Source organism: Rahnella sp. GSA61A, assembly GCF_019969905.1.
GTDB classification, from domain to species: domain Bacteria; phylum Pseudomonadota; class Gammaproteobacteria; order Enterobacterales; family Enterobacteriaceae; genus Rahnella; species Rahnella aceris.
In genome coordinates, this window is the sequence record NZ_JAHXYO010000025.1 from 56,719 (window position 1) to 77,554 (window position 20,836).

20 protein-coding genes are annotated in these 20,836 nt (G+C 54.2%); 12 read left to right on the forward strand and 8 right to left on the reverse strand.

All coding sequences use genetic code 11. From position 1 onward, the window contains the following. The first annotated feature begins 86 nt into the window (after positions 1-86). Positions 87-1,199: an endonuclease/exonuclease/phosphatase family protein gene (locus LC431_RS22990; RefSeq protein WP_119261416.1), complete on the forward strand. Its 1,113-nt coding sequence runs from the start codon at positions 87-89 to the stop codon at positions 1,197-1,199. A 2-nt stretch (positions 1,200-1,201) separates the two neighbouring features. Further along, positions 1,202-2,116, forward strand: a complete 915-nt coding sequence (locus LC431_RS22995; RefSeq protein ID WP_223510364.1) for a LysR substrate-binding domain-containing protein — start codon at positions 1,202-1,204, stop codon at positions 2,114-2,116. A gap of 6 nt (positions 2,117-2,122) precedes the next feature. On the opposite strand, the gene leuD is transcribed toward LC431_RS22995, so the two are convergent. Continuing rightward, entirely contained in the window at positions 2,123-2,731 is a 609-nt protein-coding gene (leuD, locus tag LC431_RS23000) for a 3-isopropylmalate dehydratase small subunit (RefSeq protein ID WP_223510365.1), read from the reverse strand. Positions 2,732-2,740: 9 nt separating this feature from the next. Beyond that, positions 2,741-4,147: a 3-isopropylmalate dehydratase large subunit gene (gene leuC, locus LC431_RS23005; protein ID WP_112151166.1), complete on the reverse strand. Its 1,407-nt coding sequence runs from the start codon at positions 4,145-4,147 to the stop codon at positions 2,741-2,743. Between the two features lie 170 nt (positions 4,148-4,317). Here leuC and LC431_RS23010 point away from each other — a divergent pair, with 170 nt between their 5' ends. Further along, positions 4,318-5,193: an alpha/beta fold hydrolase gene (locus LC431_RS23010; protein ID WP_112151165.1), complete on the forward strand. Its 876-nt coding sequence runs from the start codon at positions 4,318-4,320 to the stop codon at positions 5,191-5,193. A gap of 54 nt (positions 5,194-5,247) precedes the next feature. Here LC431_RS23010 and LC431_RS23015 read toward each other — a convergent pair whose 3' ends face one another. Next, positions 5,248-7,302: a choline transporter gene (locus LC431_RS23015; RefSeq protein WP_013574714.1), complete on the reverse strand. Its 2,055-nt coding sequence runs from the start codon at positions 7,300-7,302 to the stop codon at positions 5,248-5,250. Positions 7,303-7,538: 236 nt separating this feature from the next. On the opposite strand from LC431_RS23015, the gene betI reads away from it, so the two are divergent. The 4 genes from betI to LC431_RS23035 all read left to right on the forward strand — a co-directional run bounded on the left by betI (position 7,539) and on the right by LC431_RS23035 (position 11,910). Beyond that, positions 7,539-8,138 carry a transcriptional regulator BetI gene (gene betI / locus LC431_RS23020; protein ID WP_223510366.1) on the forward strand — a complete coding sequence of 200 codons (600 nt, stop codon included), beginning with the start codon at positions 7,539-7,541 and terminating at the stop codon, positions 8,136-8,138. Positions 8,139-8,182: 44 nt separating this feature from the next. Then, positions 8,183-9,652 carry a betaine-aldehyde dehydrogenase gene (betB, locus tag LC431_RS23025; protein WP_013574716.1) on the forward strand — a complete coding sequence of 490 codons (1,470 nt, stop codon included), beginning with the start codon at positions 8,183-8,185 and terminating at the stop codon, positions 9,650-9,652. Positions 9,653-9,675: 23 nt separating this feature from the next. Next, positions 9,676-11,361 carry a choline dehydrogenase gene (gene betA, locus LC431_RS23030; RefSeq protein WP_131638757.1) on the forward strand — a complete coding sequence of 562 codons (1,686 nt, stop codon included), beginning with the start codon at positions 9,676-9,678 and terminating at the stop codon, positions 11,359-11,361. Between the two features lie 90 nt (positions 11,362-11,451). Next, entirely contained in the window at positions 11,452-11,910 is a 459-nt protein-coding gene (locus tag LC431_RS23035) for a GNAT family N-acetyltransferase (RefSeq protein ID WP_013574718.1), read from the forward strand. Between the two features lie 187 nt (positions 11,911-12,097). On the opposite strand, the gene LC431_RS23040 is transcribed toward LC431_RS23035, so the two are convergent. Further along, entirely contained in the window at positions 12,098-13,030 is a 933-nt protein-coding gene (locus LC431_RS23040) for a LysR family transcriptional regulator (RefSeq protein WP_041673052.1), read from the reverse strand. 102 nt (positions 13,031-13,132) lie between these two features. Here LC431_RS23040 and LC431_RS23045 point away from each other — a divergent pair, with 102 nt between their 5' ends. Together LC431_RS23045 and LC431_RS23050 are read left to right on the forward strand one after the other, a co-directional pair. Beyond that, positions 13,133-13,567 (forward strand): DMT family transporter, encoded by a 435-nt coding sequence (locus LC431_RS23045; protein WP_126125296.1) that lies wholly within the window; start codon positions 13,133-13,135, stop codon positions 13,565-13,567. Between the two features lie 3 nt (positions 13,568-13,570). After that, a complete protein-coding gene (locus LC431_RS23050) occupies positions 13,571-14,023 on the forward strand; it encodes a DMT family transporter (protein WP_013574721.1) in 453 nt (150 codons plus the stop codon). A gap of 27 nt (positions 14,024-14,050) precedes the next feature. On the opposite strand, the gene LC431_RS23055 is transcribed toward LC431_RS23050, so the two are convergent. Next, entirely contained in the window at positions 14,051-14,509 is a 459-nt protein-coding gene (locus LC431_RS23055; protein ID WP_112198338.1) for an RES family NAD+ phosphorylase, read from the reverse strand. Continuing rightward, the gene (locus LC431_RS23060) at positions 14,506-14,967 is read right to left on the reverse strand and encodes an antitoxin Xre/MbcA/ParS toxin-binding domain-containing protein (protein ID WP_013574723.1); all 462 of its coding nucleotides are present in this window, start codon (positions 14,965-14,967) and stop codon (positions 14,506-14,508) included. The genes LC431_RS23055 and LC431_RS23060 overlap by 4 nt, the downstream gene beginning before the upstream one ends. 350 nt (positions 14,968-15,317) lie before the next feature. On the opposite strand from LC431_RS23060, the gene LC431_RS23065 reads away from it, so the two are divergent. Both LC431_RS23065 and LC431_RS23070 read left to right on the forward strand, forming a co-directional pair. Next, the gene (locus LC431_RS23065; RefSeq protein WP_013574724.1) at positions 15,318-16,205 is read left to right on the forward strand and encodes a nucleoside-specific channel-forming protein Tsx; all 888 of its coding nucleotides are present in this window, start codon (positions 15,318-15,320) and stop codon (positions 16,203-16,205) included. A gap of 186 nt (positions 16,206-16,391) precedes the next feature. Continuing rightward, positions 16,392-17,987 (forward strand): ABC-F family ATPase, encoded by a 1,596-nt coding sequence (locus tag LC431_RS23070; protein ID WP_013574725.1) that lies wholly within the window; start codon positions 16,392-16,394, stop codon positions 17,985-17,987. A gap of 193 nt (positions 17,988-18,180) precedes the next feature. On the opposite strand, the gene moeB is transcribed toward LC431_RS23070, so the two are convergent. Both moeB and moeA read right to left on the reverse strand, forming a co-directional pair. After that, on the reverse strand, positions 18,181-18,942 hold the full coding sequence (moeB, locus tag LC431_RS23075; protein ID WP_013574726.1) for a molybdopterin-synthase adenylyltransferase MoeB: 762 nt from the start codon (positions 18,940-18,942) through the stop codon (positions 18,181-18,183). Positions 18,943-18,944: 2 nt separating this feature from the next. Beyond that, positions 18,945-20,186 (reverse strand): molybdopterin molybdotransferase MoeA, encoded by a 1,242-nt coding sequence (gene moeA / locus LC431_RS23080; RefSeq protein ID WP_223510367.1) that lies wholly within the window; start codon positions 20,184-20,186, stop codon positions 18,945-18,947. Positions 20,187-20,431: 245 nt separating this feature from the next. Here moeA and LC431_RS23085 point away from each other — a divergent pair, with 245 nt between their 5' ends. Then, positions 20,432-20,665: a DeoR family transcriptional regulator gene (locus LC431_RS23085; RefSeq protein WP_013574728.1), complete on the forward strand. Its 234-nt coding sequence runs from the start codon at positions 20,432-20,434 to the stop codon at positions 20,663-20,665. Positions 20,666-20,836: the final 171 nt, after the last annotated feature.

The window sequence follows — 20,836 nt, forward strand, 5'->3', positions numbered from 1 at the left end:
CTCTTTTTCAGTCACAATCGGTTAACAACAAAATACCCGTCATATTGAGGGTATTATTTTTGCTTTTTTATCAGGGCCGATAACCGATGCAAGCATTACGAATAACCATTTGCGTACTGACGGTCATTATGACCCTGCTGACGCTTCTTCCTGTGTCGCGCAATCAGCGCTGGTGGGTGCGTGTCTGGGATTTCCCGCGTTTACAGATGGCCTCGCTGTGCCTGTTTTTTCTGCTGACTGAACTGGCGATCATGCCGTTCGGTGATGCGATCACCACCACGGTGATCATCCTGACCGTTGCCTGCATGGCGTATCAGAGTTGGTGGATTTTGCCTTATACCCGCCTGTATCCGGTACAGGTGAAGAAAACGGTGCCCAACGGCCATTCGCGTATCAAGATCATGAACAGCAATGTGCTGACCACTAACCGTGAGCCGGAAAAATTACTCGCGCAGGTCAGGCATTATCAACCGGATATTCTGGTGCTGCTGGAAACCGATCAGTGGTGGGAAGATCAGATGGCAGAACTGGATGCCGATTATCCGCACAGCCTGCGCTGTCCGCTGGAAAATCTGTACGGTATGCATGTGTATTCGCGCCTGCCGATGCAGGCGGCGAAGATTCAGTATCTGGTGGCTGATGATATTCCTTCCATGCATTTTCGCGCTGAACTGCCGTCCGGCGAGCAGGTGATTTTGCACTGTCTGCACCCGATGCCGCCCAGCCCGACAGAAGCGGATGAATCCACCCGCCGTGACGGGGAACTGGTTGCTGTCGGACACACGGCAGCGAAAGCGCGTTACCCGACCATTGTCACCGGCGACCTGAATGACGTGGCCTGGTCGCGCACCACGCGGCTGTTCATGAAAATCAGCGGCCTGCTGGATCCGCGCCGCGGTCGTGGCATGTACAACACCTTCCATGCCAGTTATCCGTTCCTGCGCTGGCCGCTGGATCACGTTTTCCACAGCAAAGATTTCACCCTGATTGATCTGAAACGTCTTGATTTTATGGGTTCAGATCACTTCCCGATCCTGGTGGAACTGGCGCTGACGCCTTCTCAGGGTATCGATCAGGAATCATTGGAAATCGACAATGAAGACATTGAGGAAGCGGAAGAAAAACTGTCCGGTGCCGGGGTGAAAAGCAGTGATGTGCACAAGGCTGACAAGCTTAACCAGCCGGTTTACGGACGTTAATCATGAGCAGTGAACGTGAGCGTTTGCCGCTGGCTGAAGACTTACAGGTCTTCCTGGCGGTAGTGAATAAGCAAAGTTTTGCCGCTGCCGCTATCGAACTGGGGCAGTCACCGGCGTATGTCAGCAAGCGTATTCAGATCCTTGAAGAGTCGCTCAACTGTCGTTTGCTGCACAGGTCAACAAAGGGGGTGCGGCTGACAGAAGACGGCGAGCGCACGCAGCGATGGGCGTTACAAATTCTCGATACCTTTGATCAGTTCATCGGTGACCTGTCAGATTCGCGCAGTGAAGCGCGTGGCAACGTGCATATTTGCAGCTCGTTTGGTTTCGGACGTTGCCATGTGGCTCCGGCGATAGCGGAACTGGCGGCACGTTATCCGCAACTCAATCTGCGCCTTGATCTTTTCGACCGCGTGGTGGATTTGGTCGCGGAAGGTATTGATCTGGAAATTCTGGTCGGCGATGACGTACCTGAGCAGTACATCGGCAAAAAACTGGCGCAGCAACAGCGGATCCTCTGCGCATCAAAGGAATATCTGGCTGCTCACGGCACGCCTGACTCACCGCAAGCGCTGGCGCAGCATCAGTGTCTGGTGATCAAAGAGCGCGACAATCCTTTTGGCATCTGGTCGCTTACGGGAGAAGGCAAGGAACACCGCGTCAGGGTGAAAGGGGCGCTCTCGTCGAACAGTGGCGAAGTGGTATTACAGTGGGCGCTGAAACACCATGGCATCATTTTGCGTTCACAGTGGGATGTTCAGCCTTATCTTTCCCGTGGTGAACTGGTGCGGGTGCTGCCGCAATATTCCCAACCCGCCAGCGTCTGGGCAGTTTATCCCACGCGGCTGGCGGATTCGGCAAAATTGCGGGTCTGTGTTGAGTTTCTGCAACAGCGATTCAGCCAGTTACCGGGCTGACGCTTATTACGCCAGCCACGGATTGCGCTGCAAATGCGCCTGCTGAAACTGACTGATTTCATCGCGAAATTGCAGTGTTGTACCGATGGCATCCAGCCCGTTAAGTAGCGCAATCTTACTCAGTTCATCGATAGCAAAATCAATCCGTTCACCATTTTGCAGGATAATTTTTTGCGCGGATAAATCGACAGTCATTTCATTTTTATCACCATGGATCACCGCCTGCGCCATTTGCACCCACTGCGCGGGATCCAGTTGCACTGTAAGCACGCCGTTGCGCTGACAGTTATCGAAGAAAATTCCCGCGAACGTGGTGCCGATCAGCGCCCGGATACCGAGCTGTTTCAGCCCCCATACCGCATGTTCACGGCTGGAACCGCAGCCAAAATTCGGGCCGACCAGCAGGAATTTCGTCCCCTGCCATTGGGGCTGATTGAGGATAAACGCCGGATCGGGCGAGCCGTCCGCCAGAAAACGCAGATCGAAAAACACCCCGCGATCTAACCCGTTGCGGTCGATGCCTTTGAGAAACTGTTTTGGCATGATCACATCGGTGTCCACATTCGCCGCAGGCAACGGCGCGGCAATACCGGTCAGTGTAGTAAATGCTTCCATGATGACTCCTTACAGGTCACGGACATCGGTCAGATGGCCACAAATAGCCGCTGCCGCAACCATCGCCGGGCTCATCAGATGAGTGCGTGCGCCCGCACCCTGACGGCCTTCAAAATTACGGTTGGTGCTGGATGCACAGCGGTCGCCGGGCGACAGCACGTCGTCGTTCATTGCCAGACACATTGAGCAACCCGATTGTCGCCATTCGAAACCGGCCTGGATAAATATCTCCGCCAGACCTTCCTGCTCAGCCTGTGCCCGAACCTGACTGGACCCCGGAACAATTATCGCCCGCACCGTGGCGGCGACGCTTTTACCGCGCACGACGTCTGCCGCTGCCCGTAAATCTTCAATACGCGCGTTGGTGCAGGAGCCGATAAACGCGTGGCTGACAGGAATGCTGTTAAGCGACTGACCGGCACGCAATCCCATATAGCGGAGTGCACGTTGCAGATCCTGGCGGCGTGAGGCATCCGGTTCGGCTTGCGGATCAGGCACCTGACCGTTTATCGCCAGTGCCTGATCGGGGCTGGTCCCCCAGCTGACCATCGGCGCGATCTCTTCCGCACACAGTGTCACTTCACGATCAAAAACGGCATCCGGATCACTGCGTAATTCGCGCCAGACCTCCACGGCATCCCGCCACTGCTGGCCTTTTGGCGCGCGTGGTTTGTCTTGCAGATAGGCAAACACTTTATCGTCGGGTGCCATGAACGCGCCACGCGCACCGGCTTCCACGGCCATATTACAAATGGTCATACGACCTTCAACGCTCAGCATGTCGATACCCGGTCCGCAGAATTCGATGGCATAACCGGTCGCGCCCGCCGCCCCGATTTTTGCCACCAGCGCCATCACCAGGTCTTTGGCCGTGATACCCGTCGCCAGTGTGCCAGTGACGGTAACCCGCATGGTTTTCAGGCGCTTATACACCAGTGTTTGCGTCGCCAGAAGATGTTCAATTTCCGAGGTGCCGATACCAAAACCAAACGCCCCTAATGCGCCGTATGTGGTGGTGTGGCTGTCTCCGGCGGCAATGACCATACCGGGCAGGATAAAGCCCTGTTCCGGTGCAACAACATGTTCGATCCCCTGACGTTTATCGAGAATATCGAACAACTCAATGCCAAATTCGGCGCAGTTCTCAGCCAGATATGACACCTGACGCGCGCCACCGGCATCCGGCATCTGACGGATGCGTAGCGGTGCCGTCGGGTTGACGTGATCGACTACCGCCAGTGAGGTTTCCGGCCGCCATACGCGACGGCTGGCTTCACGCAAACCGCTAAACGCCTGCGGGCTGGTGTACTCGTTAATCACCTGCCGGTCGATGTAAAGCAACACGTGGCCCTTGTCATCCAGCGTACGAACGCTGTGGCTGTCGATATGTTTTTCATACAGCGTTTTTGGCTTCATTTCATTGCCCTGATAAACGTAACGGATAATGCCAGCGTCGCAACTTCACGCTTATCGGGCAACGGCCTGAGTGTGATGAGTCAAAACACAGATCGTGAATCAGCGATCTTCACTTGTGGCCTTGTTGCCAACCGGCGAGCGACTAAGATGGGTAAAAAAGGAGAAAACCCATGTTTGAACATTTTACCCAAGGCCGGATGGTGGTCAGCGGAACGGAGATTGCTTACCGGATTGCCGGGCAGGGCGAGCCGCTGTTATTGCTGCACGGACACCCGCAGACGCAGGCGATCTGGCATAAAGTCGCACCCTACCTCACTTCTCAGTTCACCGTGGTGCTTGCCGATTTACGCGGTTACGGTGACAGCGGTAAACCCGAGCCGGACGCGGATCACCTGCGGTACAGCAAGCGCGAAATGGCGCAGGATCAGCTCGAACTGATGGCCGCGCTCGGTTTCAGCCAGTTCAGTGTGATCGCGCATGACCGGGGTGCCCGCGTGGCACACCGGCTGGCGCTTGATCACCCGCAGGCAGTGAAACGGATGGTGCTGATGGATATTGCGCCGACGCTTTCCATGTATCAGCAAACCAGTGAAGCTTTTGCGCGCGCTTACTGGCACTGGTTTTTCCTCATCCGCCCGGCACCGCTACCGGAAACACTGATCAAGGCTGATCCTGATCTTTACCTGCGCAGCGTAATGGGCAGCCGCAGCGCCGGTATGCAACCTTTCACCGACGAAGCTTACGCAGATTATTTGCGTTGTCTGCAACTTGATGGAACGGCGCGCGGGATTTGCGAGGATTACCGGGCTTCCGCTGCTGTTGACCTGCAACACGATCAGACTGACGTGAATGCATCTCGCAAAGTGCGGTGTCCGCTGTTGATCCTGTGGGGCGAAAAGGGCATTGTCGGCACCTGTTTTACGCCGCTGGAGGAATGGGCAAAGGTGGCGGAAGACGTTCAGGGCGAGGCGTTGCCGTGCGGGCATTATCTTGCTGAAGAACAACCGGAATTATTGCTGGAGAAAGTGCTGCCGTTTCTTCGCTGAGAGGGGGAAGCCTATAAAAAAACCCGCATGGCGCGGGTTTTTTGTGGGCACCTGTCAGACTGGCTGTTCGGGGAAGGTGAGGGTGTTGCCCGGCGCTTCACGGTTGATATGCAGGAAGTTCAGATGACGTTCGTATTGATCCAGAATGTCATTGATCACCTGATGTTTGGTGAAGTCCATCAGGTCATTACCCTGAGTCCCTTCAAGAAGGAAGGTTTCCAGACGGTAATAATGCGATTTACCGGCGCGTGCGCGATAGGTAAAGGCAGGAACCGCATAACGTACCGGCCAGATCTGATAGACAAAGTTTTGCTCTTCGCCCAACGCGACCTGCAATTCCAGCGGCCCGATTTTCTCGTCTTCCTGTGGCGCGTGCTCGTTAAAGGTCACTTTTGCCCCGCGTAGTTCCAGTTCCTGGGCCACTTCCTGCATCGCAGGGCGGCAAACAGTGTCCATCATTTTCTGGGTGTGGCGTGTGCCCGGATAATTCATGACCCGCGACAGACGCTGTTTCCAGTTCAGCGCCGCGTCGCTGGTGGCAGGCAGCGGAGCCAGAGTCTGCTGGGTGCTGGCGCGGCGGTAATCTTCCAGACGCAGTGATTTATACAATCCGGCCATGATGAAGAAAATCACAAAGCTGAACGGCAGACCCATAATTACCGTGGTGTTTTGCAGTGCAGAAACGCCGTCGGTCATCAGCATACCCAGTGTCAGTACGCCGATGGTGACCGACCAGAAAATCCGCAGCCAGTTTGGCGCATCGTTATTGATGTCTGCCAGTTTTGAGGTGAAGTTACCCAACACCAGCGAACCGGAATCCGCCGAGGTGACATAAAACAGCAGGCCGGTAATCGTCGCGACGGACGCGCTCAGCGTAAAGCCGGGATACTGTGCCAGCAGGCTGTAAACGCCGCGTTCAGGGTGTGAGATCACCTCGTTAGCGAAATCCAGATTGCCATGCAGGATCTGGTACAGCGCACTGTTACCGAAAATTGACAGCCACAGCAGGGTGAAGACGAACGGAATAATCAGGGTGCCGAACACGAACTGACGGATGGTACGACCGCGTGAAATACGCGCCAGGAACAGGCCAACAAACGGCGACCACGCTACCCACCACGCCCAGAAGAACAGGGTCCAGCTGTTCATCCATTCGGTCGGGCGGTCAAAGGCAAAGGTATTGAGTGTCATGCCCATAAAGCGATTGATGTAATCGCCAATATTGAGCACCAGCGCATTGAGCAGGAATTCGGTATTGCCGAAGAACAGCAGGAACAGAATCAGCCCCAGCGCCAGCAGCACGTTGAGTTCCGACAGAATACGGATACCTTTGTTAACGCCGGAGGTCACCGACACCGTCGCCATAATCACAGAAAGCAGGATCAGCGCGGCCTGAACGGTCAGGTTTTCCGGAATATGGAACAGCACTTTCAGGCCGTAGTTAAGCTGCACCACACCAATGCCGAGCGTGGTGGCGATACCAAAAATAGTCCCGACCACGGCAGCGATATCCACGCTATGACCGATCGGGCCGTTAATGCGCTTACCAAAAATCGGGTACAGCGCCGAACGGATGGTCAGCGGCAGGTTATAGCGGTAGCTGAAATAGCCCAGTGCAATGCCCATCAGCGCGTACATCGCCCAGCCGGTCAGGCCGTAGTGGAACAGCGTCCAGGTCATGGCCTGCCGCGCGGCTTCCAGCGTTTGCCCGTTGCCTTCCGGTGGCAACATGTATTGTGTCACCGGTTCGGCGACCGAGAAGAACATCAGGTCGATGCCGATCCCGGCAGCAAACAGCATTGCAGCCCAGCTCATCATGCTGAATTCGGGTTTGGATTGTTCAGGGCCCAGTTTGATCGAACCAAAACGTGAACAGGCTATGAACACTACAAACACGATGTACAGCGTAGCCGCCAGCATGTAATACCAGCCGAAGGTGGCGGACACCCAGTTAAGGGTCAGGCTGATCCATTTTCCTGATAAATCGGTGAAGAAAATGGTCATTAATGTGAAGGCTAAAATCAGCCCGGCGGAGGTGAAGAACACAACCTTGTTCAGCTGGTCGCGAGGTTTTTCGCTTTTTCTCTCTGTCGTATCGGCAATCGCCATCTTTTCCCCTGTTATGTCAATTAATCGCTATTTTTCAATAAATTGGATTCATTTAAATCTCAAAATTCATACAAATTACTAACGTATTGGTAATAAAATATATGCATTTTTAATTGAACGTTCAATCAAAAAAAAGTTAAATAGGAGGAGTGAGAGCGTTTTAACAAGGCTGAGCGGGAGCGTAAAAAGGGTTTTTTAAGCGCATTGCAACCCGCTCATTTTCAGGAGCCGGAACCATGCCCAAAGTAGGAATGCAGCCCATCAGACGGCAGCAATTAATTGAGGCAACGCTGGCTGCGGTGAACGAAGTCGGTATGCACGATGCTTCGATTTCGCAAATTGCCCGCCGCGCTGGCGTCTCCAACGGCATCATCAGTCACTACTTTCGTGACAAGAACGGGCTGCTGGAAGCCACTATGCGTTATTTGCTCAGTCATCTGGGAGAAGGTGTGCGGTTGCGCTTATCACAGATGACGGATACCGCACCGACGGCGCGGCTGCATGCGATTGCAGAAGCCAATTTTGACGACAGTCAGACTAACAGCGCGGCGATGAAAACCTGGCTGGCCTTCTGGGCGAGCAGCATGCATCACCCGCAGTTGTACCGGCTGCAACAGGTTAACAGCCGCCGGCTCTATTCCAATTTATGTTCTGAATTCAGACGTTTTCTGCCTAAAAACGAGGCGCGTCTCGCAGCGCAAAGCACGGCGGCATTGATTGATGGCCTGTGGCTGCGCGGCGCACTCAGCGGTAAAGCGTTTAACCGCGACGAGGCGATGCAGATAACACATCGCCATATTGAATCGCAGTTCGCACCGCGCGTTGTCGGGCAGTAAACGGCGCAGAAAATTTTCAGACCGCACAGACCGAGGAGAGATGTATGTCCCGCTACGGCAAGCAAAAACTTTATATCAACGGGCGTTTTCAGGACAGCACCGGTGATGAAACCTTCGACGCCGTTAATCCGGCCAACGGCGAAGTGATTGCCACGGTGCAATCCGCCACACATGCAGATGTCGATCTGGCGGTGAAATCCGCGCAGAAAGGCCAGAAAGTCTGGGCCGCGATGACCGCCATGAGCCGCGCCCGTATTCTGCGCCGCGCGGTGGATATTCTGCGTGAGCGCAACGACGAACTGGCCGCTATTGAAACGGCAGACACCGGTAAACCGCTGTCTGAAACGCTGGCCGTGGATATCGTCACCGGCGCGGATGTGCTGGAGTACTACGCCGGGTTAATCCCGGCGATTGAAGGCCAGCAAATTCCGCTGCGTGATTCTTCTTTCGTTTATACCCGCCGCGAGCCGCTGGGTGTGGTCGCCGGTATCGGCGCGTGGAACTATCCGATTCAGATTGCCTTGTGGAAATCTGCTCCTGCGCTGGCGGCCGGTAATGCGATGGTGTTCAAACCGAGTGAAAACACGTCGCTGACTGCCCTGAAACTGGCAGAAATCTACACCCAAGCCGGTGTGCCGGACGGCGTTTTCAGCGTGGTGACGGGCGCGGCCAGCGTCGGCCAGGCGTTAACCGATCATCCGGATATCGCCAAAGTCTCCTTCACTGGCGGTATCAAAACTGGCAAGAAAGTTATGGCCAGCGCCTCGGCCTCCACGCTGAAAGAAGTCACTATGGAACTGGGCGGTAAATCGCCATTGATTATTTTTGATGATGCCGATCTTGATAAAGCCGCCGACATCGCGATGATGGCGAATTTCTACAGCGCCGGACAGGTGTGCACCAACGGCACCCGGGTGTTTATCCCCAAAGCATTGCATAAAGCGTTCGAAGCCAAAGTGCTGGAACGGGTGAAACGCATTCGCTCAGGCGATCCGACAGATGAAAATGTCAACTTCGGCCCGCTGGTCAGCTTCGCGCACATGGAATCCGTGCTGCGTTACATCGAAAGCGGCAAACGTGAAGGCGCGACCTTGCTGACCGGTGGCGAACGTATGACTTCCGGTGAATTCGCCAAAGGCGCTTACGTCGCCCCGACGGTATTTACCGACTGCCGTGATGACATGCTGATCGTCCGTGAAGAAATCTTCGGACCGGTGATGAGCATTCTGACTTATGAAAGCGAAGAAGAAGTGATCCGCCGCGCCAATGATACTGAATATGGTCTGGCCGCCGGACTGGTGACGCAGGATCTCAACCGCGCCCACCGCGTGATCCACAAACTCGAAGCCGGGATTTGCTGGATTAACACCTGGGGCGAATCTGCCGCAGAAATGCCGGTCGGCGGTTACAAACATTCCGGTGTCGGGCGCGAAAACGGCATCACCACACTTGAGCATTACACCCAAATCAAATCCGTGCAGGTCGAACTGGGCGAATTCAGCTCAGTATTTTGATCCGCTGCAACAGAGGAGATTCAATGGATTACGATTACATCATTATCGGGGCCGGTTCTGCCGGCAACGTACTCGCCACCCGTCTGACTGAAGACAGCAGTGTCAGTGTGTTACTGCTCGAAGCCGGTGGCCCGGATTATCGTCTGGATTTTCGCACGCAGATGCCTGCGGCGCTGGCATTTCCGTTACAGGGTCGTCGTTACAACTGGGCGTACGAAACCGACCCGGAGCCGCATATGAATAACCGCCGCATGGAGTGCGGGCGCGGTAAAGGGCTGGGAGGCTCGTCGCTGATTAACGGCATGTGTTACATCCGCGGTAACGCGATGGATTTCGATAACTGGGCGAAAGCACCAGGTCTGGAAAACTGGAGTTATCTGGACTGCCTGCCTTATTTCCGTAAAGCAGAAACCCGCGACATCGGCCCGAATGACTTCCACGGCGGCGAAGGGCCGGTGAGCGTGGCGACGCCTAAAAACGGCAATAATCCGCTGTTCGGCGCGATGATTGAAGCCGGTGTGCAGGCGGGGTATTCGCGCACGGATGACCTGAATGGGTTTAAACAGGAAGGTTTTGGCCCGATGGACAGAACCGTGACGCCGAAGGGGCGTCGTGCGAGCACTGCCCGCGGGTATCTGGATCAGGCCAAACCGCGCGCCAATCTGACCATTGTGACGCATGCCCTGACCGACAGGATCCTGTTCGACGGCAAGCGCGCGGTGGGTGTCAGCTATTTCCACGGTGATGAATACAACGCCAAAACGGCGAAGGCGAAACGCGAAGTGTTGCTGTGCAGCGGCGCGATTGCCTCTCCGCAAATTCTGCAACGTTCCGGTGTCGGTGCGGCTGAACTGCTGAACCGTCTGGATATCCCGCTGGTGCACGACTTGCCGGGCGTCGGGGAGAACCTGCAGGATCATCTGGAAATGTACCTGCAATACAGTTGTACGCAGCCGGTCTCGTTGTATCCGGCATTGCAGATGCACAACCAGCCAGCGATTGGTGCCGAGTGGCTGTTTAAAGGCACCGGCGTGGGTGCCAGCAATCAGTTTGAAGCGGGCGGTTTTATCCGCAGCCGTGAAGAATTTGCCTGGCCGAATATTCAGTATCACTTCCTGCCGGTGGCGATTAATTACAACGGCAGTAATGCGGTGAAAGAGCACGGTTTCCAGGCGCATGTCGGTTCAATGCGTTCACCCAGCCGTGGCCGCGTTCAGGTGAAATCGAAAGATCCGCGCCAGCATCCGAGCATTCTGTTTAATTACATGGCGACGGAGCAGGACTGGCAGGAGTTCCGTGACGCCATCCGCATCACGCGTGAAATCATGAATCAGCCAGCGCTGGATCCTTACCGTGGTCGTGAAATCAGCCCGGGTGAAAACGTACAGACTGACGAAGAGCTGGATGCGTTTATCCGTGAACATGCGGAAACGGCTTTCCATCCGTCATGCACCTGTAAAATGGGCACGGATGAGATGGCGGTGGTAGACGGAGAAGGGCGGGTTCACGGTATGGAAGGGCTGCGCGTGGTTGATGCCTCCATCATGCCGCAGATCATTACCGGTAACCTGAATGCGACAACTATTATGATCGCCGAAAAGATTGCCGATAAAATCCGTGGTCGCCAGCCATTACCGCGCAGTACGGCGGCGTATTACACCGCGGGCGACGCACCGGTTCGCACGCAGCCGCTGAAGAAATCTGCCTGATAAATTGGCTGTAAAATCTGTGTTAAAAAGAGATATTCTCAGGAATATCTCTTTTTTTTGGCTTTCAGAAAACAGGCAGGGCATTCACTCATGACGGAATCATCATCGCTTCACTGGCAGGATTATCATCACAGTGAACTGAACGCGGCGCAGCTTTACGCCATTCTTGCACTGCGAAGTGAAGTATTTGTGGTGGAACAAACCTGTGTTTATCAGGATATCGACGGACAGGATCTGACCGGCGAAAACCGTCATATCGTCGCCTGGCTGGATGGCAAGATTGCTGCCTACGCGCGTATTCTGCGTTTTGAAGATGACGTGGCAATCGGACGGGTGATTGTCGCGCCCTCTGCACGCGGCCTGAAACTGGGTTATCAGCTGATGGAACAGGCACTGGCTGCCTGCCAGAAACACTGGCCGGGTGCGCGCGTCGCGATTTCCGCACAGGCGCATTTGCAGGGATTCTACGGCAGGCTGGGGTTTGTGGCCTATACCGAAATTTATGACGAAGATGGGATCCCGCATGTGGGGATGGAGTTGAATTCCTGATATTGGGCGAAGCGCAAGCTTCAGCATTGTTTTTGTCATTAATACCCCACCCCCAACCCTCCCCTTCGCAGGGGAGGGAGCCGATCGAGCCCTTTGCATGGGATATCGCCGATCGGGTTTTACTCCTCCCCCTGCGAAGGGGGAGGCGGGGAGGGGGTATTAATGGCAACTCAGAAGACGGATATGTTTACCTTTCCCAGTACGCCGGACTGCCAAATTTCTCCAGCAGAAAATCAATCACAGCCCTGACTTTGATCGACGGGCGGCGGCTGTTCGGATACAGCGCGCTGATGGTTTGCGGCTCCGGTGACGTCGATACCTGATAATTTTCCAGTACGCTGACCAGCCGACCGTCGCGCAGGGCATCGCCAATCAGCCAGGTGGGGAACACCACCAGCCCCATGCCGTCGATCCCGGCCTGCGTCAGGGTTTCCGCATTATTGCTGGTCAGTAATCCCCGCAGGGTCATCGAATGCCATTCCTGTTCCGGCTGACGAAAGTACCAGCGTTGCGGACCGGCAAATCCTTTGAACACCAGGCAACTGTGACTGGCTAAATCCTCCGGTGTTTCCGGCTTTCCTGCGCGGGCCAGATAAGCAGGGCTGGCGGCAAGGCGAAAATTCTGATGGCCGAGCGTGCGCGCCTGCAGGGTGGAGTCCGCCATCACGCCAATACGGATGAGCAAGTCAACGCTGTCCTGCAACGGGTCGATAAAATCGTCGGTCTGCATCAGCTCGATATTCAGGCGCGGATAACGTGTACTCAGCTCATGCAACCACGGCGCAAGATGGCGCTGACCAAAAACTACCGGCGCATTGATGCGCACCAGTCCGCCGGGTTCGCTGTCCTGCTCCTGCAAATCCAGCGTGGCGAGATCCAGCTGTGTCAGCACCTGTCGCGCATGACCGGCGAGCAGTTTGCCGGATTCTGTCGGGCTGACGGCGCGTGTGTTGCGATACAGCAGTTGCGTCTGTAATGCCTGTTCAAGCTGGGAAATCACCCGCGATACGGTTGACGGCGACATCGCCTCACGCCGCGCCACCTCAGAGAAACTGCCCTGATCCAGTACCGCGACATACAGCCGTAATGCCTGAATATTGATCTGATTAAAACCTTTCATCTGTGCGTATCCCGCAAAGGTATTTTCCTGATTGTGCTGTTTTTCGCATAGTTCTGTCACGTTATAGTCGCCGCTTCGAAAAAAACAGAAAGCAGGGCAATGATGAATCTGATGTTAATTCCGCTGGTCGTTCTGGCGGGGATGGGGCTTTCACTGGAGGCCGGGCTGATTGGTCCGCTGGGAACGGAGGTTGGCCATCTGTGGGCCACGCTGAGTATTTTTGGTGTGGGTGCGGTGCTCACCGGCCTGCTGGTGCTGTTTCTCAGCCCGCGTAATGCGCCGTCATTCAATGAACAACCGGGCTGGACATTGCTGGGTGGCGTGCTCGGCCCGGTCTATGTCGTGGTGCTGACGCTCGCGACGCCAGTCATTGGTATCGGTATGACCATGATTGCGATTTTGTCAGGGCAGGTGGCGAAAAGCGTGCTGATCGACCATTACGGCTGGTTTGGTACACCGCACAAAAAAGTCGGCGGCGAACGCCTGCTGGCGCTGCTGTTTATCGTTGCTGCACTTGTTTTGATTGCCTGGGACTGAACCATGACTGAACTGATGATGATAATACTGGCCATTGTGGCCGGTGCCGCGCTGAGTATGCAGGCGGCGGTGAACGGGCAGTTAGGCGGGAAAGTGGGCGTACTGAAAAGCGCATTCCTGACGTTCAGCGTCGGGGCTGCCATTACCGCAGTGCTGGTGCTGTTTTTGCAAACACCACAGCCGCAAACCTTGCTCACCGTACCGAAGTGGCAACTCGCGGGCGCATTATTTGGCGTGCCTTACATCATTGTGATGGTGACAGCGGTACCCCGTGTCGGAACGGCGGTGGCAACGGTCGCGGTAATCCTCGGACAACTGGCAATGGGTATGCTGATTGATAATTTCGGCTGGCTGGATAATCCGCAGATCGCGCTGTCATGGCACCGGATTGCGGCTATTCCCTGCCTGATCATCGCACTGGCACTCATTTATCGCAGCAACCGGAAAGCAGAGTGATTTCCTGACAGAGAGCAGACCCGCGCTTTATTGCAGGCGCGGGTCAAACATCATGGGCTCGCGTTCTACTGAACTCAGTAAATCGGCAAAAGACGGGTGTAGCGGATTAAGTAATACGTTGTATTCCGACGGCACAATCACTGACGGCACTTTCAGCCCGACATATTCACCTTCTGCAAGCCAGACGTCACCCTGACGTTGTGTGCTGTCAGGCACCGATGCGCTTCGCCAGTCGGCGGCAAGTTCTGAAACTTCCAGCGTATCCAGCAGTTCCTCTGGCACCTCAATACTCAGCAAGGTATAGGAACGCATCAGCATGCTGTTTTGCAAATGCACCAGAATTTCCAGGATAGCCAGTGAGATGCTGGTGGTGACATAGACGACCGGCCTGCCTGGCGGATTCCAGCGACCGCCATAAAGTTGCGCGCCGGCTCCCGACCAGGCTGTCGCCAGATGGCGGGTCTGCACGATACGAAACAGCTTCAACTGAAGACACCGTGCTGGAGACGACCAATCAGGCGGCTGACTTCCACAGCACCCGCTTCAGAAGACAGCAGTTCCAGCGGACGTGAACCATCCAGTGCCGGAGCAGGGCGGGTGAACCATTCGAGCGCCGAGACACGATCCCCTTCGAACAAATCAGTTGCGGCATCCACGATGCGAACCAGTCGCGCCACACGTTCACTCTCTTCACTTTTTAGCAATCCGTTCCCGGCTTTACGCCGGGCATAGTTGCGTTCGTTAATGCCCATGATTTCCAGTAACACCATTTTTGGCCATCCCAGCTCAGTATTAAGACGGCTGATACTATCAACCGGAAATCCCTTTTGTATGGCATTTATCAAACTGATTCCGCTGCTTGCGGGAAGGCCCGCAGATTGCCAAAGCGGCGTTGCAGAATCTTGCACAGAGCTGGAAGACAGCCCGGTAATTTTTGAATTCATGATGTGTGCCTCCGCACCGTTATTTGTCATGATTATAGCATGACAAATAACGAATGGTCATTTTATCAACGATAACTTTTTGCATCAGTCCGTACTGAATAAAAGCGCACGGAAAGATAAATGTGATGAATGTCACATTGGGGATGTATCGGAATGAAACAGAAATTGACAAACCTTGACCAAATCTATTTATTAGCTAAGAAAAGTCGACTCTTGTAGGAAGTAACTGGTAATTGCAGGTTTTTTGCACTATGTGCAGCAATCGGTTGCGGATCACAGTTTTAGGGTTTGTTTTATGCAACGTCTGAAAGTGGCAAGGCGTTGTTCCACCCCCCGCTTCTGGTAAAAATATGAAAAATAAAATTATTGCAGCAGGCGCTTTGATGGCTTTGTCCTACAGCGCGACCGTGCTCGCTGATGATAGCAAGGGCGAATTTGTTTCTGACTGGTGGCACCAAAGTGTCAACGTTGTAGGTAGCGCCGATACCCGTTTCGGGCCTACGCTGCGTAACGATGTTTACCTTGAATATGAAGCGTTTGCGCACAAAGACTGGTTTGATTTCTACGGTTATATCGATATTCCTAAAACCTTCGGCGCCGGTAACGGTAATGACACCGGTATCTGGGATAAAAACGGTTCTCCGCTGTTTATGGAAATCGAACCGCGTTTCTCTATTGATAAGCTGACCGGTACTGATCTGAGCTTCGGTCCGTTCAAAGAATGGTACTTCGCGAACAACTATATCTACGACATGGGCCCGGACAGCGATAACCGTCAGAATACCTGGTACATGGGGCTGGGCACCGACATCGACACCGGTCTGCCGATGAGCCTGTCTCTGAACGTGTATGCGAAATACCAGTGGGAAAACTACGGCGCAGCGAATGAAAACAGCTGGGACGGTTACCGTTTCAAAGTGAAATATTTCGTTCCTCTGACGCAACTGTGGGGTGGCAACCTGAGCTATATCGGGTTCACCAACTTCGACTGGGGCTCCTCACTGGGTGATGACGATTTCCGTGATCTGAACGGCAACAAAGCGCGTTCTAACAACTCTATCGCCTCCAGCCATATCCTGTCGCTGAACTACACACACTGGCATTACTCGTTCGTGGCGCGTTACTTCCACAACGGCGGCCAGTGGGCTGACGGCGCTGAACTGAACTTCGGTAACGGTAACTTCGATGTGAAGTCCACCGGCTGGGGTTACTACGGCGTGATTGGCTACAACTTCTGATTTCAGCGGTTGTACGACAAACCCGGCTCCGGCCGGGTTTTTTGTTTTTATTGCTTTCTGAAAAGTCGCACATTAAGCATTTTTTTTAGCTGTTGAGTGAAAAATGACCACAACTACAGGCGATCCTGACGCGCTGTTGTGGCATAATGCGCGCCAAATCACATTTCCCAATTAAGAGCGAGCGTTGTGCTAAGTACTTACAACATCACCATGCAATTCGGCAGCAAGCCGTTATTTGAAAATATTAACGTGAAATTTGGCGGCGGTAACCGTTACGGCCTGATTGGCGCGAACGGTTGTGGCAAGTCCACTTTCATGAAGATCCTCGGTGGCGACTTAGTGCCTTCTGGCGGTAACGTTGTGCTGGACCCGAATGAGCGTCTGGGTAAATTACGCCAGGATCAGTTCGCCTTCGAACAGTTCAGCGTGCTGGACACCGTTATCATGGGCCACACCGAATTGTGGGAAGTGAAGGAAGAGCGCGACCGTATTTACGCGATGGCGGAAATGAGCGAAGAAGACGGCTACAAAGTGGCTGATCTGGAAGTCGCTTACGGCGAAATGGACGGCTACAGCGCAGAATCCCGTGCGGGTGAATTGCTGCTGGGCGTGGGGATCCCTGTCGAGCAACATTATGGCCCGATGAGCGAAATCGCCCCGGGCTTTAAACTGCGTGTTTTGCTGGCGCAGGCGCTGTTCTCCGACCCGGAAATCCTGCTGCTCGACGAACCGACGAACAACCTGGACATCGATACTATTCGCTGGCTGGAGCAGGTGCTGAACGAACGTAACAGCACCATGATCATCATTTCCCATGACCGTCACTTCCTGAACATGGTGTGTACGCACATGGCGGATCTCGACTATGGCGAACTGCGTGTTTATCCGGGCAACTACGATGAATACATGACGGCGGCGACGCAGGCTCGTGAACTTCTCAGCGCCAATAACGCCAAGAAGAAAGCTCAGATTGCTGAACTGCAATCGTTCGTCAGCCGCTTCAGCGCGAACGCCTCCAAATCTAAACAGGCGACTTCCCGTGCCCGTCAGATTGATAAAATTCAGCTTGATGAAATCAAAGCATCCAGCCGTCAGAACCCTTACATGCGCTTCGAGCAGGACAAGAAATTGTTCCGTAATGCGCTGGAAGTGGAAAAAATCACCAAAGGTTTCGACAACGGTCCGCTGTTTAAAAATCTCGGCCTGATGCTTGAAGTGGGCGAGAAAGTCGCGATTCTGGGTGCCAACGGTATCGGTAAATCAACGCTGCTGAAAACGCTGGTCGGTGAGCATGAACCGGAAAGCGGTTCAGTAAAATGGTCTGAAAACGCCAAGATCGGTTATTACGCGCAGGATCACGAATATGAATTCGATGACACCCTGAACGTCTTTGACTGGATGAGCCAGTGGAAATCCGAGAAAGACGACGAGCAGGCCGTACGCGGTGTGTTAGGCCGTCTGCTGTTCGGTCAGGACGATATCAAGAAGAAAGTGAAAGTACTTTCCGGTGGTGAAAAAGGTCGTATGTTATTCGGGAAACTGATGATGCAACGTCCGAACATCCTGATTATGGATGAACCAACCAACCACCTTGATATGGAATCCATCGAATCGCTGAACATGGCGCTGGAAATGTATGAAGGTACGCTGATCTTCGTTTCCCACGACCGTGAGTTCGTCAGCTCGCTGGCAACCCGTATTCTGGAAATGACGCCGACCCGCGTGATTGATTTCTCGGGTAATTACGAAGATTATCTGCGTAGCCAGGGCATCAATAGTTAATTCGCTGCATCCTTCACGTTGTCTCGGCGTTGGCTGCCTTTACTCACCCCGGTCACTTACCGATGTAAGCTCCCGGGGATTCGTGCAGTTGCCGCCTTGATATAACGCGAATGATTTTGCGAATTGTTTTGGGTGTCATAAAAAATAGAAAACCGCCGATAAAGGCGGTTTTTTTGTGTCTGAATTTACTGATTCAACAATCCCCACACACTTCACAATGCGGGTCTTTCATCAGTTTCATTTCGCGGAACTGCAACGTCATGGCGTCGAACATCAGCAGTTTTCCACGCGGGGTTTCACCAAATTTTGTCAGCAGTTTGATGGTTTCCATCGCCTGTAAACTGCCGATGGTGCCGACTAAAGGTGCCATCACACCGGCTTCCACACAGGTCAGGGCGTTTTCACCGAATAACCGGCTCAGGCAGCGGTAGCAGGGTTCCTGCGGCTGATAAGTGAACACGCTGAGCTGACCTTCCATGCGGATGGCGGCCCCGGAAACCAGCGGTTTTTTCTGCGAGTAACATTCACCGTTCAGCTGATTGCGCGTGGTGACGTTGTCGGTGCAATCGACCACCACGTCGCAGGCGGCGATCAGGTCACGCAGCATGTCGTCGCTGGCCTGTGTATTAATCTGATGAATGACGATGTGCGGATTGATTGCCGCCAGCGCCATTGCGGCGGATTCCACTTTCGACATGCCGATCCGGGCGTCAGTATGCAGCGTCTGGCGTTGCAGGTTTGACAGCGAGACCGTGTCGAAATCCAGTAGCGTTAACGTACCGGTGCCTGCCGCCGCCAGATATTGCGCAGCGGCACAGCCTAAACCGCCCAGTCCGACAATCAGCGCATGACTGGCTTTCAGTTGTTCCTGGCCGTCAAAATCAAACCCTTTCAGAACGATCTGGCGGTTATAACGCAGGGTTTCAGCGTCCGTCAGTTCCGGCAGTTGAGGCATGTTCAGCTCCGCAGCAGGGCGTTAAACGGTTCGATTTCAACGATTTCGCCTGCGGCCACGTTACCGCGCCCGCGTTCAAGCACGATAAAACAGTTGGCCTGGCTGAATGAGCTGAATACGTGCGAACCCTGATGGCCGGTGGTGCGCACTTCCAGTTGTCCTTCGGCGCTGGTGCTGAAAATACCGCGCTGGAAATCGAGACGTCCGGGGGATTTTTTCAAGGGTGTCACCGCTTTTGCCTTCAGGCGTGGCGGGAACTGCCAGGCCGTATGGCCGGACAACTGTGCAATAAATGGCTGAACCAGCTGATAAAACGTCAGTGCTGCCGACACCGGATTCCCCGGCAAACCGCAGAACCAGCTGCTTTCCAGTTTACCGAAAGCAAAAGGTTTGCCCGGTTTCATGGCAAGCTTCCAGAAACCAATTTCACCCAGTTCATCCAGAATCTGTTTAGTGTAATCGGCTTCACCGACCGATACGCCACCGCTGGAAATCACCAGATCGGCAAACGCATTGGCTTCTTCGAAGGCTTTACGCAGCGCCAGGGGATTATCGCGAATAATGCCTAAATCCAGGACGGTACAGCCCAGTTGTTCCAGCATCAGGCGCACAGCGAAACGGTTGGTATCGTAAATCTGCCCCTCCTGCAAAGGCGTTCCCACCGGTTGCAGTTCATCGCCGGTGGAGAATACGGCGACTTTCAGCGGTTTCCACACCTTGACGTGGGTGACGCCCAGTGAGGCCAGCAGCGGTAATTCTGCCGCACCGAGCCGTACACCGGCAGGCAGCACGCTGTCGCCCTGTTTAATGTCGTCTCCGGTCAGGCGGATATTCTGGCCTTTTTGCGCTGTTGCAGTGAAACGTACTCCTGCATCTGAAACTTCAGCCTGTTCCTGCATGATCACCGCGTCAGCCTCGGCGGGAACTGGCGCACCGGTCATGATGCGGATACAGCTTCCGGCAGGCCATTCGCCATGAAAAGGCGCACCGGCAAAGGCTTTGCCCGCGACCGGGAACACCGCGCCGTCGTGCAAGTCTGTGCAACGTACGGCATAGCCATCCATCGCGGAGTTATCAAAAGGTGGCACAAAAACCGGTGAAAGCACCGGTGCGGCGGTTATGCGGCCCGCGGCGCCAGCAAGTGGCAGGGATTCGGCCTCCTGACTTGTTTTAGGCGGTACACAGTCGTGCATTTTATCCAGCGCTTCGTCAAGTGAGATCAGACCGGCAGTATTGAATTCCATAAAAAATCCTTAGTCATTCGTCCCGGCGTAGCAGGTATTTTCAGCGGTGCCGGGCAGGGAAATGGAGCATGCGCATAGTATGACAGAGAAACGCAGCGAACCAAAAAGCGCCGAAGGCGTAAAAATTCTGCGCGGATTCCTGAAAAATTGAGATCGATCCCAAAATTAACAATGTAACGCAGGTATTATAGTTACCGTTATTTGTGACCTTCGTCACATAACTGTCATATAAACAGGAATAACCGGTGCTTAAAAAAAATCGCCATCAGGCCATCCTTCAGTTGGTTGAACAACATGAAGTGCTACAGGTAAGCGAACTGGCACAATCGCTGGATGTAAGTCTCGAAACGATCAGACGCGATCTGAGTGAAATGCAGGACAAAGGATTGATTTTGCGCCGCCACGGACGTGCGCGTCGTCTGGCCGCTCAGCCTGAAACATCCTGGCTAAACAGTTTGCAGCGTTGCCCGCAGCTTTAAACGCAGCAACGAAATAAGAAAAGGGAGGGCTTTGATGCCTTCCCTTAATAAGATGGTCACCCCCACCCTGTGAGCGGTACGCTGACAGGGTGTTTTTCTTTCTGAAGGGGATCATCATGCAAAACGTTACGCTCATCGGTATTGACCTCGGCAAGCATTCGTTCCATGTCC

What these genes read in the sequence shown, in the direction of transcription:
- LC431_RS22990 (WP_119261416.1), top strand. Translation starts at nt 87, where the DNA reads ATGCAAGCATTACGAATAACCATTTGCGTACTGACGGTCATTATGACC.
- LC431_RS22995 (WP_223510364.1), top strand. Translation starts at nt 1,202, where the DNA reads ATGAGCAGTGAACGTGAGCGTTTGCCGCTGGCTGAAGACTTACAGGTC.
- leuD (WP_223510365.1), bottom strand. Translation starts at nt 2,731, where the DNA reads ATGGAAGCATTTACTACACTGACCGGTATTGCCGCGCCGTTGCCTGCG.
- leuC (WP_112151166.1), bottom strand. Translation starts at nt 4,147, where the DNA reads ATGAAGCCAAAAACGCTGTATGAAAAACATATCGACAGCCACAGCGTT.
- LC431_RS23010 (WP_112151165.1), top strand. Translation starts at nt 4,318, where the DNA reads ATGTTTGAACATTTTACCCAAGGCCGGATGGTGGTCAGCGGAACGGAG.
- LC431_RS23015 (WP_013574714.1), bottom strand. Translation starts at nt 7,302, where the DNA reads ATGGCGATTGCCGATACGACAGAGAGAAAAAGCGAAAAACCTCGCGAC.
- betI (WP_223510366.1), top strand. Translation starts at nt 7,539, where the DNA reads ATGCCCAAAGTAGGAATGCAGCCCATCAGACGGCAGCAATTAATTGAG.
- betB (WP_013574716.1), top strand. Translation starts at nt 8,183, where the DNA reads ATGTCCCGCTACGGCAAGCAAAAACTTTATATCAACGGGCGTTTTCAG.
- betA (WP_131638757.1), top strand. Translation starts at nt 9,676, where the DNA reads ATGGATTACGATTACATCATTATCGGGGCCGGTTCTGCCGGCAACGTA.
- LC431_RS23035 (WP_013574718.1), top strand. Translation starts at nt 11,452, where the DNA reads ATGACGGAATCATCATCGCTTCACTGGCAGGATTATCATCACAGTGAA.
- LC431_RS23040 (WP_041673052.1), bottom strand. Translation starts at nt 13,030, where the DNA reads ATGAAAGGTTTTAATCAGATCAATATTCAGGCATTACGGCTGTATGTC.
- LC431_RS23045 (WP_126125296.1), top strand. Translation starts at nt 13,133, where the DNA reads ATGAATCTGATGTTAATTCCGCTGGTCGTTCTGGCGGGGATGGGGCTT.
- LC431_RS23050 (WP_013574721.1), top strand. Translation starts at nt 13,571, where the DNA reads ATGACTGAACTGATGATGATAATACTGGCCATTGTGGCCGGTGCCGCG.
- LC431_RS23060 (WP_013574723.1), bottom strand. Translation starts at nt 14,967, where the DNA reads ATGAATTCAAAAATTACCGGGCTGTCTTCCAGCTCTGTGCAAGATTCT.
- LC431_RS23065 (WP_013574724.1), top strand. Translation starts at nt 15,318, where the DNA reads ATGAAAAATAAAATTATTGCAGCAGGCGCTTTGATGGCTTTGTCCTAC.
- moeB (WP_013574726.1), bottom strand. Translation starts at nt 18,942, where the DNA reads ATGCCTCAACTGCCGGAACTGACGGACGCTGAAACCCTGCGTTATAAC.
- moeA (WP_223510367.1), bottom strand. Translation starts at nt 20,186, where the DNA reads ATGGAATTCAATACTGCCGGTCTGATCTCACTTGACGAAGCGCTGGAT.